Here is a 16,547-nt window from a genome sequence, read left to right as displayed (position 1 = left end):
GCCTCACCACGTCATGGTTGGCTGCGCCGCAGCCACGTCTCCCGGCGCACGACCCATTTCTCGGATCGGGTCTCGCCATTGTGGTGCGGGAGCTCGACAAAGCCGACGAACTCGGCGCCGGTCTTCTGCTTGACCCGGCGCGATGCGGCATTCGTCGCGACGTTGCAGACGTCGAACTGATCGAGCCCGAGCGGACCGAAGGCGAAATCGTTCACGGCGGCGATCGCCTCGCTCATCAGGCCGCGATTCCAATAGGGCTCGGCGAGCCAGAAGCCGCGATGGCCCTTGGATGATTGCATCCGTGGCCGGAAATGAATGTTGCCGATCGCCTCGCCGTCACCGTCACGCAGCACCAGGACCCATTGATAGACCTCCTCGCCGGCGGCGATCCTGTCGAGCTGCAGCCTGACGAAGCTTTCCGCGCCATCGGCCGGATAGGGCCAGGGGACGGCGGCTGAGAGATTGCGGATGATGTGCCAATTGTCGAAATGGCGCTGGATGGCCGGCGTATCCACGAGCCCCAGCGGTCGCAGGATCAGCCGGGCAGTCTGTAACGTGGGTGTGAGCATCGGACGGGTCATTAAGCAGCTTGAGGTTGCAAGATCCGCCCCTCCTCATCCTATCCTACCGTTGTTAATGCATTGTATCGGTATTAAGGTTGCCGGGAACTTGTGTTCCATGCACGGAACTCTACACTTCCGTGCTGCAACATTCCCGTGCATTAGTCGAACACACACGTGACTGCGTATGCAGGGTGTGTACAGCGGCCGCGGGGAACTGCGACCGTTCGGGCTCGGTGTTATGCCCGAACGTCCATGATCGACGGCCGGCGGGATCAATTGCTGATCTTGGGTGGGATTTCGACTTGGGGTGTTGTGTATGCGTCGCGTTACGGCCAGTCATCACTCGCATTATACTGGACAGACCTCCGATCCACGCATTTGGCGTGACCGTCAGCTCGGACGAGCCGTGCCGTTTTACGGCTCTGAACTCTTCCAACTCGGCTGCCCGCCATTGGCAGCCTTCATCGCGGCCTTCCTGGGCTGCCTGATGACGCTGCATCTGGGCGCGACCGGCCTTGCTCCGCCGATTGCATCCGCAGCGGCTGCGCTTCTGTTGAGCGCGTCGCTGATCGTGACCCGGACGGCGAGTCTGGTGCCGAGCACATTCTTCTCGTCTGCCTATGGCGGGAGCTTCGTCGGCATGACGCCGGCGGCGTTGTTGAACGCGAGCATCCTCCGCACAGGCCTGTCGCTCGACTCGACCTTCATCCTCCTGTCGCTGTTTTGCGGATCCGTGTTCTGTCTGGCCTGCGCGCTGGACATGTGGCTGCGCGGCGGGCTGGCCCGCGGCTATGGCGGACGATTGGGCGCCTTGGCGGCGTTAGCCTCCTTCCTGTTCGTCGGCTTGGCGCCATCGTTCGGCACCGACATCCATCTGTTTCCGATGGCGGGCAAGGGCCTGCTGGAGCAGGGGAGCGGTGCGGCTGCGCTCACCTTCGTCCAGTGCGCTGCAGGCATCTTGGCGACGATGGCGGCCCTGCGCTGGGCTCCCGTGGCGGGATCGGCGCGCGCGGTACGCATCGCCGTCGCCGCAGCTGTCGCGTTCGTCGGCCTGTTGGCCTTGCAGCAGATCGTCGGCAGCGGCACCTGCGATCTCGAAGCCTATTATGCCGGTTGCTTTGTCGGCATGTCTTCGCCGCGGCGTCTGCGTGGCTTCGTTCAGGCGATGGCGGCCGCGGCGGTGCTCACGGTCATGCTGATGATGACCTGTCCGATTCTGCCTGTCGTCGGCGGCAGCCTTGGCTATGTTGCCTTCGTCTCGGTCATTTTCGTGGATGCGGCTTTCCTGCTGTTCGTCGAGGCCGGAGAAACACCGCACCACACGTTGGTGGCAGCGACCCGGGGCTTGATCGCGGCGCTCGCGATTCTCGCGGTGATGCTGCCGAGCGAACTGCTGATCGAGCAGCAAGCCGGTGTGGCCGCGGGCCACGCCGCCGCAGCGCCGGTGCCGAACCGGCCGCCAGGGCCCCGGCCGGTGCAACCCGATGCGGGCCGCACCCTCAGTGATGCGTCTTCGGCGGCGGAAGCGAGCTACGATCTCCCGATGCTGATTTTGCAGCCCGAGCGGCGCGAGCCGCCGAACCTTCAGGCCGAGGATGCTGCTGAGCCCGCCCCGGTCCTCCCCGGCGAGCGTCAGCCTGAGCCGCAGCACCTCGCCCGGCACGGCCAGGCGGCGGTCCATCCGGCGGTCGTGAAGCGCAACCAGTTACGCGTCGTGCCACAGGCGACAGCCCGGCCGCGGGTAGTGGCCCGGCAGGACGCGCCGCTGCTGCAGGCATGGCGGCCGGATCCGTCGACAACGGCGGGGCCATGATGGTGAGGCGCGGCGTGCACAACTGATCCCGCGCAGGCGACCTGCAGTCGCGTGTGCGGTCCATCGTCCGAGGGACAGGAGCGGGAATGACCGACCTCCATGTACGCGGTCTGGAAGTGCCCAAGGCCCTTGATCTCAGGGCATGGTCGGCGGAGCTGTTTTGGTCGTTTTCGCGGAGCGCACAGGCGCTGCCTCTGCCTCCTTTATATCTCGTGCCGCTCGCATCTTTCGCCGGCGCATTCCTCGGCTGCCTGGCGACGCTGTATCTGAGCCAGTTCGGCGTGCCCGCCGCGCTTGCGTCTGCCACGGCGGCGCTGCTGATCTGCATTGTCTTGATCGCTGCGCCCAGCAGGAAGCTTGTCCCGGCGACTTTCGCCTCGTCGGCCTATGGCGGCAGCTTCGCCGGCATGACGCCGGTGGCGATGCTCAGCGACAGCGTGGCCCCTTTCGGCCTGTCCGCAGAAACCTCTTTCCTCGTGCTGTCTGCATTTTGCGGGGTGATGTTCCTCGCATTCTGTACAATCGAAATCCGGCTGCGGATCGTGCTGCTGCGCGGCTATGGCGGCCGTTTCGGCGCGCTCGCAGCGGTGGCGTCGTTCGTCCTGCTCAGTCTGGCACCGATGCTCGGCAATGGCGGCGAGCCGGTCCGTCTGATCGGGATGGACGGGTTCGACCAGGGGCTCGGCGGGACCTTCGTCATCTTCGAGCTCTGTGTCACCGGCATGATTGGAACCATGATCATGCTGAGACTGCCGGGCATGGTCACGGCAGCGCGCGCAGCGCGGATCTTCGTCTCGGCGACCGTGGCCTTCATCGGCCTGTTCGCGCTGCAGCTGATGCGTCCCGACGATCTCCCCGTCGCGGATGCCTATTATGCCGGCTGTTTCCTGGGCATGTCATCGCCGCACCGGCTGCGCGGCGTGCTGCAGCCGCTCCTGGCCGCGGCGACCTTGACTGCCCTTCTGGTGAAGGCCTCGGCAATCTTGCCGAGCGTCGGCGGCAGCCTGGGCTTGGCGGCCTTTCTCTCTGTGGCCGGCGTCGACATGGTCAGCCGGTTGTTCCGCGGCCTGATCGTCTCGCCGGATCACTCGACTGTGGTCTTGCGCGCCAGAGCCCTGGCGTGCGTGCTCACGGCCATGGGCGTACTGCTCCCCGGCGACGTGCTTCAGCCTCAGCAGGCTCGCGAAGACACCGGAGCGATCATCATGTCTGCGGAGACCGCTGTCGCGGCGCCGGCCGCCGCGCCGGTTCCTGCGCCAGAGCAGCCGGCCGTGGAGACGTCCGCGCCGGTGGCGCAGGTCACCGCATCCGCCGACCCGGTGCCGCCTGTTGAGGCGAAGCCGGACGTTGTGGCGCCCGTGATTCCGCCGCCGCGCGGCGAGTTGCCGCGTCCGCGCCGCACCCGGCCGCCCGCGACCGTTCTCACGCGCGCGTCGGCCGGCTCCGAGCCCTGGAGCATCATCCGGACCGGAGCGCCGGAGCGGCCGGCACGCGTGGCGGCTCCTCGACCAGCCGCCGTCAAGCGCAGCCCGGCACCGCGTTCCGCCAATGCCGTGTCACTGTCGTCCAGGCCGGCTGCGTCCGCCGCGGACATGCCGCGCTGACGCGCGCTCAGCCGAACTTGCGCCGGGCATCGAGCGCCAGCCCGAGGCCGACGCTGCCGAGCAGGTCGGTCTCGGCGACGCGGGCATGCGGAAACAGCGCGAGGATGGCCTCCCGCAAGGTCGGGACCATGCTGGAGCCGCCGGTGAGAAAGATGGTGTTGATGGCAGCCGCTTCGACGTCGGCATCATCGAGCAGCGTCGTCACCGTTCTCACGACCCGCTCGACGGAATCGGCGATGGCACGATCGAAATCCTTGCGGGTGAACTTGATGCGCGCCCAGTCGTCCTTCTCCGACAGCACTGCGGTCGTCGACTTTGCCGCGGTCAGCGCGATCTTGGCCTGCTCGACGCCGATCGCGAGCGTATGGCCGCGATGGTCCTCCACGACCTTGATGAAACGGTCGACGAGGTCCCGCCGTTCGGCCTCATAGCGGATCTGGCGCAGCTCGTTGATGACGCCCTTCTTGTAGAGCTGGTTGATGCGGTGCCAGGTGGCGAGCTCGTGATAGTACAGCGTCGGCAGATTGCGCTTGCCATCGGCGGTCAGGCTGCCATAGCCGAGATGCGGCATGACGCTCTTGAGGCTGAGCAACCGGTCGAAATCGGTACCGCCGATATGAATGCCGCCATTGGCGAGGATGTCGCCCTCGCGGTCAGCCTGGCTGCGCCGCTCCGGCGAGACGCGCACGATCGAGAAGTCCGAGGTGCCGCCGCCGATGTCGACGATCAGCACCAGCTCCTCGCGCGTCACCTGCTGCTCATAATCCAGCGCCGCCGCGATGGGCTCGTATTGGAACGCGATGTGCTTGAAGCCCTGCTCGCGCGCGATCTGCTCCAGTGCGGCCTGCGCCTCGGTATCGGCCGAATCGTCCTTGTCGACGAAGCGCACGGGGCGGCCGAGCACGACCTGATCGATCTCCCGGCCGAGCCGGGTCTCGATCTGCGTTTTCAGATGCGCGAAGAAGAAGCCGAGAATGCCGGCGAAGGGCACCGCCTTCTGGCGGATATAGGTCTTCTCATGGATCAGCGCGGTGCCGAGGATGCTCTTCAGCGCGCGCATGAAGCGGCCGTCATGGCCGGTCAGGTAGCGCTCGATCGCGCCGCGCCCGAACTGCACGCCGTGATCCTCGAAATCGAAGAACATCGCGCTCGGCAGCGTGCGATGCTCTCCCTCCAGCGGGATCAGTTGTGCGGAGGCGTGATCGCTGAGGCCGACCGTGGTGTTCGAAGTGCCGAAGTCGATGCCGCAATAGGCCGCTGCCGCCATGCTCGTCTCGTTTTCCGTCCGGGGGGCGGTCCGCTTAGCCGTTCGGCGATGCCGTGTCATCCGCGAATCTGCAGTCCGACGCGCATGGCGGCGTGCTGGGGTGGGATGACTGGGCACGATTGCTCCATGAAGGAGCAGCCAGGAGCGTTCGCCGCCTGGCTGCCCAATCCTCATTCAACCGCTCTGAACGCCGGTCCTTCGAAGCGCAGGCCCGCGGCGCCACGTTGGACGCGATCATGCGCGGCATGGACCTGCCGCGCTTCACCGGCCTCGGTCAGCCGCACGCGGCCGTCCAGCAACGCGGTGAGGCGCGTGAGCGCCAGCGCTCGGTTGCGATGCTGGGAGCGGCCGTCGCGCGCGATTGCGCTGAGCCCGCTCGGCAAGTGCACGGCGCGTACCGCGCTCTCCGTCTTGTTCTGGTGCTGGCCGCCGGGCCCGCCGGCGCGAAAGCTCTCGAACCTGACATCGGCGGCCGCGAGGTCCGGCACTTGGTGCGGCAGCGGCAGATCGACGATGCCGACGAACCAGTTCTTGCGGCCGTGATGCGGCCGCAGCGGACTGCGGCACACCCAGAGCAGCGGGCCCTGTGTCCAGCGCTGCGCGATCTGGTCCGCCGCGGGCCCGTCGAGCACGACGAGCGCGCTGGAAGGGCCGTGCCGGTCCGCCTCGCTGTGGGCGATCGCGCAATCGCAATCCGCAGTATCGGCTTCGGCTGCGAGCGCTTGCAGCGCATGCGCGACCGCGAGCCGGCACTCGGCGGGACCGCGCCCCGCCGTGACAAGGAGCCGTCTCATCGGCGGTCCTCCTTGTGTGGGCGCTCGGTCGCGATCTTCTTCACCGTGACCAGCGGCCGGAAGCTGGCGACGACGCGCGCGAGCCCGAACGCTTCGAGATCGGCGATGACGCCTGCGATCGGCTTGTAGGCCTCCGGCGCCTCCTCGGCGAGCAGCGCGCGATCCTCGCAGATCACGTGGCCACCGAACGGATTGCGCGACAGCCGCTCGCGATCCGACTTGGTGGCGCCGACCCGCCCGATCATCGATGACCGGTCGAACTTGCGGCCAGCGCCATGGGCGATCGACCACAACGCCTCCTGGGGTGCCGTGGCGAGCGGTGCGACCAGATAAGACAGCGCGCCGCGTGAGCCCGGCACGACGACGAGGCCTTGATCCGACGGCGCTGCGCCCTTCCGGTGCAGCACGCCTTCGGCGCGATGCGCGATGCAATTATGCGAGCACGCGCAGACGGAGACGGCCTCGCAGCGCAGCGCCGTCGCGGCCCGCCGCGCGATGATCGCCCGGTTCAGTGACGCCCAGCGCAGCGCGTGGTCATGTGCTGCCAGATACGCCTGTCCGGCCTCGGTGTCGGGCGTGAGCGGCTTGAGCCCGTCCGCGACATGCCGTTCGAGCAAGGCGTGGCCGAGCCCGCGCGAGCCCGAATGCACCAGCAGATAGGCGCGGTCGCGATCGATGCCGCAGCTCGGATCGAACACCTCTTCCACCGCCTGCAGCTCACAGAAATGATTGCCGCCGCCGATTGTGCCGAGCGCGGCATCGAAATCGGACGATGGCAGCTCGTGAGCTATCAGCTCGCTTGCGATGTCGCCGTCATAGGGCTTTGCGATGTCGCGCAGCCGGTCGGCCGCCTTGTCGACGCGGATGCGGCGGGACGCGAGATCGAGCTGATACAGTGCCATGCCGCAGCCGGCGTCGGAGCCGACGAAGGCCGGATGGATCTGGTCGGCGAGGATGGCGCAGCCGACCGGGCCGAACTTGCCGGGATGCAGGTCCGGCAGGCCGGCGACCGCGCGCACGCCAGGAATGTCAGCGACTGTTTCGAGCTGGCGCACAGCGGCGCCCTCGATCCAGGAGCTGGACGTGTAGAAGCCGTGGACCGGCGCACGGCCGTCCACGCGATGGGAATTGCCCATGTGGGTACCTTGGAGAGATAGGACGATCTTGTCAGGGATAGTCAGCGCGTGCGGACGCACGCGTGCCGGACCAGGCCTCGGCTAAGCGAGGATCAGGCCCGACGGCTCCTGGCGGAGCAACGGATGATCGCAGTCATCGTCTCTCTCCTGTGCGGCGGAGCGGAAGGCTCGACGCCGGCGGCTACTAATCACATCGCGAGTGGTTTGACAATTACGGTGGTGGAGGAGAGCGGCTGGCTGTGGCGGGCGCGACACGGCGTGATTGTCTTTGCGTCAGAACGACGCCAGGAACTCGCCGAGGAGATAGAGGATCTCAGTGGCGACCTGACAATCTTCGCGATGGTCAGTCGATGGCTCGCGGCGGCGGTCGGCGATGGGTCCGTGCCGCGGCGGGCCCAATGCTCAGCCTGACGACATGCATGCTGATCATCGGCTCCGTCCGCGCCCTGGCCGGAAGGACCGATTGACGCGGCGCCGCAATTGGGCGATCCGGAACCATGTCGATGTCCGAGATCATGACCCTCAGCTCCAGCCGCGAACTCGTCGCAATCGTCGTCGCGCTCGGCATCGGTCTGCTGATCGGGCTCGAGCGGGAACGACGGAAGGGCGAGGGGCCGGGACGATCGCCGGCGGGATTGCGGACCTTTGCCGTCGCGTCGCTCGCGGGCGCTATCAGCATCCTGATCGGCGGCAAGGTGCTGCTCGCGGTCGTCACCGCCGGTGTCGTGGTCCTGACGGCCATCGCCTATTCGCGGTCAAGTAGCGATGATCCCGGGCTGACGTCGGAGACGGCGCTGGTCCTGACCGTTCTGCTGGGTGGCCTCGCCACCGAGCACGCCGCTTTGGCAGCCGGTGTCGCCGTGATCCTGACGGTGCTGCTCGCCGCCCGGCCGGTGCTGCACGGCTTCGTCCGCTCGGTGCTGAGCGAAAGCGAGCTCAAGGACGGGTTGATCTTTGCCGCGGCCACGCTGGTGGTGCTGCCGCTGCTTCCCGATCAGCCGATCGGTCCGTTCGGCGCGCTCAATCTGCGCTCCATCTGGATGCTGGTCGTGCTGATGATGGCGATCGGGGCGGCCGGGCATGTTGCGATGCGCCTGCTCGGCACTCGCGGCGGACTCGCAGTGTCCGGCTTTGCCTCCGGCTTCGTCTCCAGTACGGCCACGATAGGAGCGATGGGCGCCCGCGCGCGGAAGCTGCCCGAGCTGGCCGGAGCCGCCGCGGCGGGCGCAACGCTGTCCACGCTCGCCACCATCGTGCAGCTCGCCGCGGTGCTGGCGGCAACCAGCGTGCCGGCATTACAAGCGCTGCTGATCCCGCTATTATGTGCGGGCGGGGCGGCCGCGCTCTATGGCACGGTCTTCACCGTCCTCGGCCTGCGGCAGACGGGCTCCGCCGATTTGCAGCTGGGACGCGCTTTCAGCCTGCCCGGGGCCTTGTTGCTGGCATTGACGATCTCTGTGGTGCTCGTGCTCTCCGCCGGCCTGCGCCAGGCCTTCGGCGAGGCCGGCCTCGTGGTGAGCGCCGCGGTGGCCGGCCTCGTCGATACGCATGCGCCGGCGGCGGCCGCTGCCACGCTCGTCGCCTCCGGCAAGATCGGCACGGCCGAAGCGGTCATTCCGGTGCTCGCGGCGCTGACGGCGAACACCATCAGCAAGATCGTCGTGGCATGGACCAGCGGCGGCAGGTCATTCGCGGCGCGGCTGATACCGGGGCTGATTGTCGTCGTCGCCGCGGCCTGGGCCGGCGCGTTCGCACCGATCCTCGCGCATGCTGTCTTCACGCATTGACGGGCCGCGGCCTGCGCGTCCGGGCCTCACATCGCCGGCTAAGCGCTGCGCGGCAGCGGCTCGATAGCAGCGGCTCGACGCTGCACCAGCCAGCCGATCGCCTCGTCCTCCTTCATCGGCTTGCCATAGAGCCAGCCCTGGCCGTAGGAGCAGCCGAGCATGCGCAGGCACTCCGCATCCGCCTCGCTCTCGACGCCCTCGGCGATGATGCGGTGGCCGAGCGGCAGCGCCACGGCGGTGATGGCCGCGACGAGCTGCTGGTTCCTCCGGTTGCCGGCGATGCCGTGAATGAAGGAGCGGTCGATCTTGATGGTGTCGATCTCGACCGCCATCAGGTTGGCGATCGAGGAATGGCCGACGCCGAAATCGTCGATGGCGAGGGCAAAGCCGTATTGATCGATCAGCTTCAGTTCGTCGGCGCAGCGCTTCGGGTCGAACATCGCCTCCTCGGTGACCTCGATTTCGATCCGCTTGGGATCGACCCCGTAGCGCTCCGAAACCGTCTTGAGGGTCTGGGCCGGCGAGTGGATCGGGAACTCGCGCGGCGAGACGTTGATCGACACCCTGATCTGCGGCACCTTCTTGCGGTCGAGCGCGCGCAGGAAGGCGCAGACACGTTCGCCGACGAGCTCTGTGAGCTGCGCGGACAGGCGCAACCGGATCGCCGCGGAGACGATGTCGGGCGGCGGGATCAGTCCGGCGCAGGCGTGGTTCCAGCGCAGCAGCGCCTCGAAGCCGATGACCTCCTGCGTGGCCATCGCGACCTGCGGCTGAAACTCGACATGCAGTTCGCGCCGCGCCAGCGCAGTAGCGAGTTCGATGTCAAGGCGGCGCTGCAATGTCAAAGCGGACTGCATCTGCGCGTCGAACACCCGCATGCAGGCCCGTCCATCCTCCTTGGCGCGATAGAGCGCGGCGTCGGCCCGGGCCGACAGCTCCTCCAGATCGATGGCGCCGGCGACATGGGCCGCGATGCCGATCGAGCAACTGACCGTCAAGGGCTGCCCCGCGATCAGGACCGGGCGCAGCAACGCGCTCATCAGTCGCTCGCCCAGCGCGACCGCACGACGGTCCACGTCCTCGCCCTGCAGCACCACGATGAACTCGTCACCGCCCAGCCGGACCGGCAGATCATCGGCGCCGCAGGCCGAGCGCAGCAGCGCAGCCAATGTCTGCAGCACCCGATCGCCGGCGTCGTGGCCGCGGGTGTCGTTGATGGTCTTGAAGTTGTCGACGTCGAACAGCAGGAAGGCGACGCCGGTTCCGGCGGCGCAGGCCGCACAGGCCACACTGCGGAAATGGCTGCGATTGGCGAGCCCGGTCAACGGGTCCATCCGCACCAACTGCTCGAGAGCCTGGTTGGCCTCGGCGAGCGAGGCCGCCAGCGCGGTGGCCTCGAACGCGGTGTTCTGGCTGGTGGTGAAATTGCGCTCGCCGAGCAACGCCGCGCGGAACAGCATGACCGTCAGGAAGACCACGTCGGCCGCGACGATGTAGCCGACGTCGCTGCCGGAGAGCAGCATGCGCAGAATGGTCGCAGCCATCACCGGGGCGCTGAAGGCGATCGCCATCGGCGAATAGGCGAGGCTCTGGATGATCGCGCCGGTGGTGGTGCCTGCCATGATGAAGACGACGTCGTTGACGTTGTGTGCGTGCGAGAACACCGGCAAAACGAGCGGCACCACTGACCAGAGCAGGCCGCTGGCAAGGGCCATCAAGGTCAGGCTGCGCAGCACGGGCTGCGGATCTCGCGCGATGCGGCCGGAGGATTTGAGCCGCGAGACCGATCCGGCGCGCAGCACCGCGAAGATGATCGCCGCGCCGAGCCACCAGAAGATCAGCGTGTTGCCTTCACGGACATAGAACAGCAGCGCCAGCGAGGTCGCGATCACCACGTTCGACAGCAGAGTCAGGAAGATGTTCTGCAGCGAGCTCGCCGCCTGGGCTTTCGCGAGCGCGGCCGCCTTGGGGTCGCTGGGTGCGGTCGGCATGCGCGGAACGGACGGCCCTGGTGAATTCGGTGATGGCGGAGGCCGTCCTGGCGACGGCCCATGCGGCAGTCGAAGAGCTTGCGGACAGGGGACTAAGGCGGCGTTAATCCGCGATGAAATATGCAACCGGGCTGGAACCATCCCGGCAGCCCTGGGCCGGGAGGCCGGTGACCCCGCCTTGCGGCTGGCGGCGGCCCGGCCGCTCGGGGGGTGAATCATGGCGGGCGCTGCTGGCGGCTGAGGCTGCCGGCGTCGTGGATCGGATGATAGCGGCACCCGCTGAGGTTGCTCATTCCCGAAGCTGCGGCTGCAGGCATGTGACCGTCCGCTGGGCAGTCGCCATCTGTCCGGAGCCGGTGCGACCCTGCGCGGCTGCATAATACCGACTTGGCATCAGCCTTGCTCGCGTCGATCCGGGGCTTCTGGCACAAGGATCGACCGCAATGGATTTGGGCGTCTTCATCCCGATCGGCAACAATGGCTGGCTGATCTCCACGGCCTCGCCGCAGTACAAGCCGACGTTCGAGCTCAACAAGCAGATCGTGCAGCGGGCGGAGCATTATGGTTTCGAGTTCGCCCTTTCGATGATCAAGCTGCGTGGGTTCGGCGGCAAGAGCGAGTTCTGGGACTACAATCTGGAAAGCTTCACGCTGATGGCGGGGCTGGCCGCGGTGACCTCGCGGATCAAGCTGTTCGCGTCCACCGCAGTGCTGACCCTGCCGCCGGCGATCGTCGCGCGCATGGCAACCACCATCGATTCCATCTCCGGCGGCCGCTTCGGCATCAATATCGTCTCCGGCTGGGCCAAGGCCGAGTATGAGCAGATGGGATTGTGGCCCGGCGACGACTATTTCGGCTACCGCTACGCCTATTCGACCGAGTATGTGCAGGTGATGCAGGAGCTGTGGCGGACGGGGGCCTCCGACTTCAAGGGCAAGTACTTCCAGATGACGGACTGCCACATGAAGCCGTTGCCGGCGCACAAGATCGAGATCGTGGCGGCGGGGCAGAGTCCGACCGGCATGGCCTTCGCCGCAACCTACGCCGACTACAATTTCGTGCTCGCCTCCGGCGTCAACACGCCGACCGCCCATGTCAAGCTCAACGAGCAGTTGCTCGATGCGGTCGCCAAGACCGGCCGAGACGTCGGCGCCTATGTCCTGTTCATGGTGATCGCGGACGAGACCGACGAGGCCGCCATGGCGAAGTGGCAGGCCTACAAGGACGGCACCGATGTCGATGCACTGGCCTGGATGGCCGACCAGGGCTCGAAGGACCAGTCGGCGGCGGAGTCCTCGACCGCCAAGACCATCAACCTGCCGGAGCAGGCGCTCAACTTCAACATGGGAACCATTGTCGGCTCCTATGCCACGGTGGCCAGGCTGCTCGACGAAGCCGCCAGCGTGCCGGGGACGAAAGGCTTGATGCTGACCTTCGACGATTTCGTCCAGGGCATCGAGAGCTTCGGCCTGCATGTCCAGCCGCTGATGACATCCCGCGCCGCGCGGATGTTGCCGGCGGCATGATCGCGCACGCGGCCGGCTCGCGATTCCACGCAAAGGCAAGCGTGGCGGCTTGGCCGCCGCGCCTGCCCAATACCAATACAGGAGTGGACCTGCTCATGAGCTCCGACGCCACCGACAACTACAAGGGTGTCTATGAAAACCGTATCGGCTTCGGCGGCCGTCCGGCCCTGATCCTGATCGATTTCGTCCAGGCCTATTTCGAGCCGGGCTGCGACCTCTATGCCGACGTGGACGACGCGCTGGCTGCCGCGATCCGGGTGCGCAATGCCGCCCGCGCCGCGAGAGTTCCGGTGATCTACACCAATGTCGTCTATCACCAGCATGCCTTGAACGGCGGCCGCTTCTATCAAAAGGCGAAGCCGCTGCGGCATTTCCTGGCAGGGAGCCCGCTGGGCGCATGGCCCGCCGGTCTCGACGTCCGAGACGACGAACTCGTCGTTTCCAAACAATATCCGAGCGCCTTTTTTGGCACTTCGCTCGCCTCGACGCTGACAAGCTGGGGCATAGACACTTTGATCATCACCGGCCTCACCACCAGCGGCTGCGTGAGGGCATCCTGCGTCGATGCCTGCAGCCATGGGTTCATCCCGGTCGTCGTCAGGGAGGCCTGCGGCGATCGTCATCAGGGCCCGCATGAGGCCAATCTGTTCGACATGAACGCGAAATATGCCGATGTCGTCAGCGAGCAGGACGCGCTGGCTTACATCGCCGGCCTGATCAGGTGAGACGTTCAGGGCCGCGCCATTGTCACTTCGACGTTGAAGCATGGAGCGAGGCTGCTACGCTCGCGACTGGATGGATCTCGAACGAGAGGGACGACGATGCCGGACCCGGCTCTGCGGCAGGCGCTCGCAACAGGCGATTTCATTGCGGCACCTGGAGTCTATGATCTCATCTCGGCGTTGATCGCCGATCGCATGGGCTTCAAGGCGCTCTACGTCACCGGCTATGGCACGGTCGCCTCGTCGCTCGGCCTGCCTGATGCCGGGCTTGCGACTTATTCCGAGATGCTCGATCGCATCGCCCGCATCGTGGCGATGACGAAGACGCCGGTGATCGCCGATGCCGATACCGGCTATGGCGGCCTCCTCAACGTCCGCCACACGGTGCGCGGCTACGAGACAGCCGGTGTCACCGCGATCCAGCTCGAGGACCAGGAGTTTCCTAAGAAGTGCGGGCACACGCCGCATCGCCGCGTCATATCCGCGGCGGACATGGTGCGCAAGATCAAGGTCGCTTCGGACGCGCGCAGCTCCGCCGATTTCCTGATCATCGCCCGCACCGACGCCCGCTCGGGCAAGGGGCTCGACGAGGCGATCAGCCGCGGCCGCGCCTATGCGGATGCCGGTGCCGATATCGTCTTCGTTGAATCCCCGGAAAGCGAGGCGGAGATGGCCGAGATCGGCCGCATGATCGAAAAACCGCTGCTCGCCAACATGGTCAATGGCGGGCGGACGCCAATGCTTCCGGCCGATCGGCTCAAGCAGCTCGGCTTCGCGGTCGCGATCTTTCCGGCGGTCGGCTTCCTGGCGACGGCGGAGGCGCTCACGCGTGCCTATGACGATCTGCGACGGCACGGGACCACGACGGAGGCGGTGCCGATGTTCTCCTTCGCCGAGTTCAACCGGCTGATCGGCTTCGAGGACGTATGGGAGTTCGAGCGGCGCTATTCCGAGACGGAGTGAGGTGCCGGCGGGCGATCCGGGGATGACGTTGCGCATGAGTGAAGCGCTATGCAGGGTCATGGCTTTCCGCTCCGGAGAATCTCGAGCTGCTCCGCGTAGCGGATCGCCGCGGCCTCGTCGCCTGCCAGCCGGCTGAACGAAACGAGGGCTTCAAGGATCTCGCGGTTACTCGGATGGTTACGCAAAGTCTCTTTCAAGACGGTCATGGCCTCGCCGTAGCGGCCGCCGGAATGCAGCGCGACGGCATAGACATAGGCGTAGCGCGGCTGGTTCGGCTCCAGCTCAGCGGCCTTACGCAATGCGTTGAGTGCGTCCCCGGGCCGTTTCAGCCGCGTCAGTGTCAGGCCCAGCGCATGGTGCAGGGCTGCGTCGCGCGGTGAATTCGCGAGCGTAGCGCGAAGGACTGTTTCGCCTTCGCCCTCCAGGCCGCGCTGCCGATAGAGATCAGCAAGGTTGATCGCAGCCGTCGCATATCCCGGGCTGAGCCTGAGGGCCGCCCTGTATTCGGCTTCGGCCTCCGGCACCCGGCCGCGCTGCGCGATGAAATCCCCGAGCGCGGTGCGGGCTTCCGGTCTTTCGGCGTTGGCGCGCTGGGCGGCGATGAACTCTGCGGCCGCCTGATCGAAGCGTGGACGATCCGGCACAGGCTGGCTTCCGGTCGGAATGCTCGCGAGCAGAGAGACGGCCCTGACGCGGACGCCGCGGACGGGATCGGACAACAGCGGGGACACAAGGGACCAGACCTGATCGGCGGGCACGCTTTCCAGCATGTCGAGAGCACCGATCCGCACCATCGGATCGGGATCAGCAAGCGCGGTCCGGGCCGTCGCGATCGCCTGCCGCGTAACGCGCGAGGCAAGCTCGTCGAGCGCGCTGGCGCGCGCCACGGCCGGCGCGTGGCGATCCGCGGCAAGCACGGACAGCAGCGCTGCGGCGTCCGCCCGGTCGGTGCGGGCGGCCTGGAATGCCGGTCCGTAAGTCTGGAAACCCTTGCGGGTCGGACCGAACCATCCTTCGACGGCCGCAGCCGACCACTCGGCAGACTTGTCACGGTGGCAGTCGTTGCAGGCGTTGGGCGTTCCGAGCGTAACGGAAAGATCGGGGCGCGGGACCCTGAAGGTGTGGTCATGCCTGGCATCGATCACCATGTAGGTCCGGACCGGCATGTGGCAGGAGATGCAGGTCGGTGCTGGGTCGATCGCGGCGTGATGATGGTGTTTCGCGTCGGCATATTGGTCGGACGCATGACATTGCAGGCACACGCCCTCACCAGGCAGACGAAGCTTTGCGCCGTGCGGCTCGTGGCAGTCGCTGCAGGTGACGCCGGCGGCAAACATCTTGCCCTGCTTGAACGGCGTGTAGTTATACGGCTCCTCCACATCGCGGATCTGGCCGTCGGGATGATAGGTGGCTCGCGTGAGCGGCTCGACTGCATGGGTTTGCGACAGCCAGTCACCGGGTATCCAGTTTTCGTCGAAGCCAGCCCGCCTTGCGTGACACAGGCCGCAGGTTTCGACCTCCTTGCGCAGCGTCGCGGGCTCTGCGGAGCGCCGGGCGTTTCCGGTCCGAGCATCGATTGGCCAGGTGACGCCGCGGCGCTGGTCGAAACGCACCAGCAAGCCCTTGTTTGCATCCTGCCGCTTGCCGAACGGCCACCACCCTTGTTGATCGCGCGCCCAGGCGGCGTGGCGCGAGCCCTGCCCGTGGCAGGCCTCGCAGCCGACGCTGATTTCGGCCCAGGTGGTCGCGAAGCGATCATTGGCGGCGTCGTAATTCTTGCGAAGGCCCGTGGAATGGCACTCCGCGCACATGAAGTTCCAGTTCTGGTTCAGCTTGGTCCAGTGCAGGATGTCGTCGTGCCTGATGGCTTCATTCGGCGAGAGATGGAACCATCGTTGGCCGCCTTTGTCCTGCGGCCGGCTGTCCCATGCGATCGGGAGCGCCTGAATGCGCCCGTCTGGAAACGCGACGAGATATTGCTGCAGCGGATCGATGCCGAAAGTGTACTTCACCTCGAACTCGGCAAGTCTGCCATCGGCACCGTCGGTCTCGACCAGGAACTTGCCGTCCTTGCGGAAGAAACGGGATCTTACGCCAAAATAGTCGAAGCCCGCCTCGCTGAAATCCCCGAGCACGGTTTTGTCGGTGGCGTGCTGCATCGCTGCCTTGTGCTGCGACCCATTCCACAGCCTTGCTTCGGCCTGGTGGCACCCGGCACAGCTTTCGCTGCCGACGAAAGCTGCAGCTGCGGGGGGCTGCGCCGGAGCCGGCTCGCCTGCCAGGTGCCAGTAGAACACGCCAACCGCAACGACGGAGCAGACCGCTCCTGCCGCCGCGAGCCAGCTCATGAGTTTCACCGAGCGCGCAGCTGCTTTTGGTTT

13 protein-coding genes are annotated in these 16,547 nt (G+C 66.6%); 7 read left to right on the top strand and 6 right to left on the bottom strand.

What is annotated here, in order from left to right; translation table 11 throughout:
* Positions 1 to 11: 11 nt before the first annotated feature.
* Positions 12 to 569 carry a GNAT family N-acetyltransferase gene (locus tag ACVIJ6_RS05920; RefSeq protein ID WP_456771898.1) on the bottom strand — a complete coding sequence of 186 codons (558 nt, stop codon included), beginning with the start codon at positions 567 to 569 and terminating at the stop codon, positions 12 to 14.
* A gap of 400 nt (positions 570 to 969) precedes the next feature.
* Between ACVIJ6_RS05920 and ACVIJ6_RS05915 the strand changes: the two genes are divergently transcribed.
* Both ACVIJ6_RS05915 and ACVIJ6_RS05910 read left to right on the top strand, forming a co-directional pair.
* Positions 970 to 2,376: a hypothetical protein gene (locus tag ACVIJ6_RS05915; protein WP_456771897.1), complete on the top strand. Its 1,407-nt coding sequence runs from the start codon at positions 970 to 972 to the stop codon at positions 2,374 to 2,376.
* A gap of 86 nt (positions 2,377 to 2,462) precedes the next feature.
* A complete protein-coding gene (locus ACVIJ6_RS05910) occupies positions 2,463 to 3,980 on the top strand; it encodes a hypothetical protein (RefSeq protein ID WP_456771896.1) in 1,518 nt (505 codons plus the stop codon).
* A gap of 7 nt (positions 3,981 to 3,987) precedes the next feature.
* Here the strand turns inward: ACVIJ6_RS05910 and ACVIJ6_RS05905 are convergent, their stop codons facing one another.
* The 3 genes from ACVIJ6_RS05905 to ACVIJ6_RS05895 form a co-directional block, all read right to left on the bottom strand.
* Positions 3,988 to 5,247, bottom strand: a complete 1,260-nt coding sequence (locus ACVIJ6_RS05905) for an Hsp70 family protein (RefSeq protein WP_456771895.1) — start codon at positions 5,245 to 5,247, stop codon at positions 3,988 to 3,990.
* A 170-nt stretch (positions 5,248 to 5,417) separates the two neighbouring features.
* Positions 5,418 to 6,041 (bottom strand): peptide chain release factor H, encoded by a 624-nt coding sequence (prfH, locus tag ACVIJ6_RS05900; RefSeq protein WP_456771894.1) that lies wholly within the window; start codon positions 6,039 to 6,041, stop codon positions 5,418 to 5,420.
* Entirely contained in the window at positions 6,038 to 7,177 is a 1,140-nt protein-coding gene (locus tag ACVIJ6_RS05895; RefSeq protein WP_456771893.1) for an RNA ligase RtcB family protein, read from the bottom strand. The genes prfH and ACVIJ6_RS05895 overlap by 4 nt, the downstream gene beginning before the upstream one ends.
* A 123-nt stretch (positions 7,178 to 7,300) precedes the next feature.
* Here ACVIJ6_RS05895 and ACVIJ6_RS05890 point away from each other — a divergent pair, with 123 nt between their 5' ends.
* Positions 7,301 to 7,588: a hypothetical protein gene (locus ACVIJ6_RS05890; protein WP_456771892.1), complete on the top strand. Its 288-nt coding sequence runs from the start codon at positions 7,301 to 7,303 to the stop codon at positions 7,586 to 7,588.
* Between the two features lie 92 nt (positions 7,589 to 7,680).
* Positions 7,681 to 8,964, top strand: coding sequence for an MgtC/SapB family protein (locus ACVIJ6_RS05885; protein ID WP_456771891.1), 1,284 nt, complete (start codon positions 7,681 to 7,683; stop codon positions 8,962 to 8,964).
* Positions 8,965 to 9,002: 38 nt separating this feature from the next.
* Here ACVIJ6_RS05885 and ACVIJ6_RS05880 read toward each other — a convergent pair whose 3' ends face one another.
* On the bottom strand, positions 9,003 to 10,955 hold the full coding sequence (locus ACVIJ6_RS05880; protein ID WP_456771890.1) for a putative bifunctional diguanylate cyclase/phosphodiesterase: 1,953 nt from the start codon (positions 10,953 to 10,955) through the stop codon (positions 9,003 to 9,005).
* Positions 10,956 to 11,398: 443 nt separating this feature from the next.
* On the opposite strand from ACVIJ6_RS05880, the gene rutA reads away from it, so the two are divergent.
* The 3 genes from rutA to ACVIJ6_RS05865 all read left to right on the top strand — a co-directional run bounded on the left by rutA (position 11,399) and on the right by ACVIJ6_RS05865 (position 14,166).
* Positions 11,399 to 12,481, top strand: coding sequence for a pyrimidine utilization protein A (rutA, locus tag ACVIJ6_RS05875; protein ID WP_456771889.1), 1,083 nt, complete (start codon positions 11,399 to 11,401; stop codon positions 12,479 to 12,481).
* A gap of 95 nt (positions 12,482 to 12,576) precedes the next feature.
* On the top strand, positions 12,577 to 13,206 hold the full coding sequence (locus tag ACVIJ6_RS05870; protein ID WP_456771888.1) for an isochorismatase family protein: 630 nt from the start codon (positions 12,577 to 12,579) through the stop codon (positions 13,204 to 13,206).
* Positions 13,207 to 13,302: 96 nt separating this feature from the next.
* Entirely contained in the window at positions 13,303 to 14,166 is an 864-nt protein-coding gene (locus tag ACVIJ6_RS05865) for an isocitrate lyase/PEP mutase family protein (RefSeq protein ID WP_456771887.1), read from the top strand.
* 56 nt (positions 14,167 to 14,222) lie between these two features.
* Here the strand turns inward: ACVIJ6_RS05865 and ACVIJ6_RS05860 are convergent, their stop codons facing one another.
* The gene (locus ACVIJ6_RS05860) at positions 14,223 to 16,514 is read right to left on the bottom strand and encodes a tetratricopeptide repeat protein (protein ID WP_456771886.1); all 2,292 of its coding nucleotides are present in this window, start codon (positions 16,512 to 16,514) and stop codon (positions 14,223 to 14,225) included.
* Positions 16,515 to 16,547 lie beyond the last annotated feature (33 nt).

Source organism: Bradyrhizobium sp. USDA 4369 (assembly GCF_054056435.1).
Note: the sequence above shows the minus strand (reverse complement) of the source record. Positions and strands in the feature narration are given on the sequence as shown.

Bases quoted from the DNA above. Each gene is read 5' to 3' on its own strand.
- ACVIJ6_RS05920 (WP_456771898.1), bottom strand. From the start codon at position 569: ATGCTCACACCCACGTTACAGACTGCCCGGCTGATCCTGCGACCGCTG.
- ACVIJ6_RS05910 (WP_456771896.1), top strand. From the start codon at position 2,463: ATGACCGACCTCCATGTACGCGGTCTGGAAGTGCCCAAGGCCCTTGAT.
- ACVIJ6_RS05905 (WP_456771895.1), bottom strand. From the start codon at position 5,247: ATGGCGGCAGCGGCCTATTGCGGCATCGACTTCGGCACTTCGAACACC.
- prfH (WP_456771894.1), bottom strand. From the start codon at position 6,041: ATGAGACGGCTCCTTGTCACGGCGGGGCGCGGTCCCGCCGAGTGCCGG.
- ACVIJ6_RS05895 (WP_456771893.1), bottom strand. From the start codon at position 7,177: ATGGGCAATTCCCATCGCGTGGACGGCCGTGCGCCGGTCCACGGCTTC.
- ACVIJ6_RS05890 (WP_456771892.1), top strand. From the start codon at position 7,301: ATGATCGCAGTCATCGTCTCTCTCCTGTGCGGCGGAGCGGAAGGCTCG.
- ACVIJ6_RS05885 (WP_456771891.1), top strand. From the start codon at position 7,681: ATGTCCGAGATCATGACCCTCAGCTCCAGCCGCGAACTCGTCGCAATC.
- ACVIJ6_RS05880 (WP_456771890.1), bottom strand. From the start codon at position 10,955: ATGCCGACCGCACCCAGCGACCCCAAGGCGGCCGCGCTCGCGAAAGCC.
- rutA (WP_456771889.1), top strand. From the start codon at position 11,399: ATGGATTTGGGCGTCTTCATCCCGATCGGCAACAATGGCTGGCTGATC.
- ACVIJ6_RS05870 (WP_456771888.1), top strand. From the start codon at position 12,577: ATGAGCTCCGACGCCACCGACAACTACAAGGGTGTCTATGAAAACCGT.
- ACVIJ6_RS05865 (WP_456771887.1), top strand. From the start codon at position 13,303: ATGCCGGACCCGGCTCTGCGGCAGGCGCTCGCAACAGGCGATTTCATT.
- ACVIJ6_RS05860 (WP_456771886.1), bottom strand. From the start codon at position 16,514: ATGAGCTGGCTCGCGGCGGCAGGAGCGGTCTGCTCCGTCGTTGCGGTT.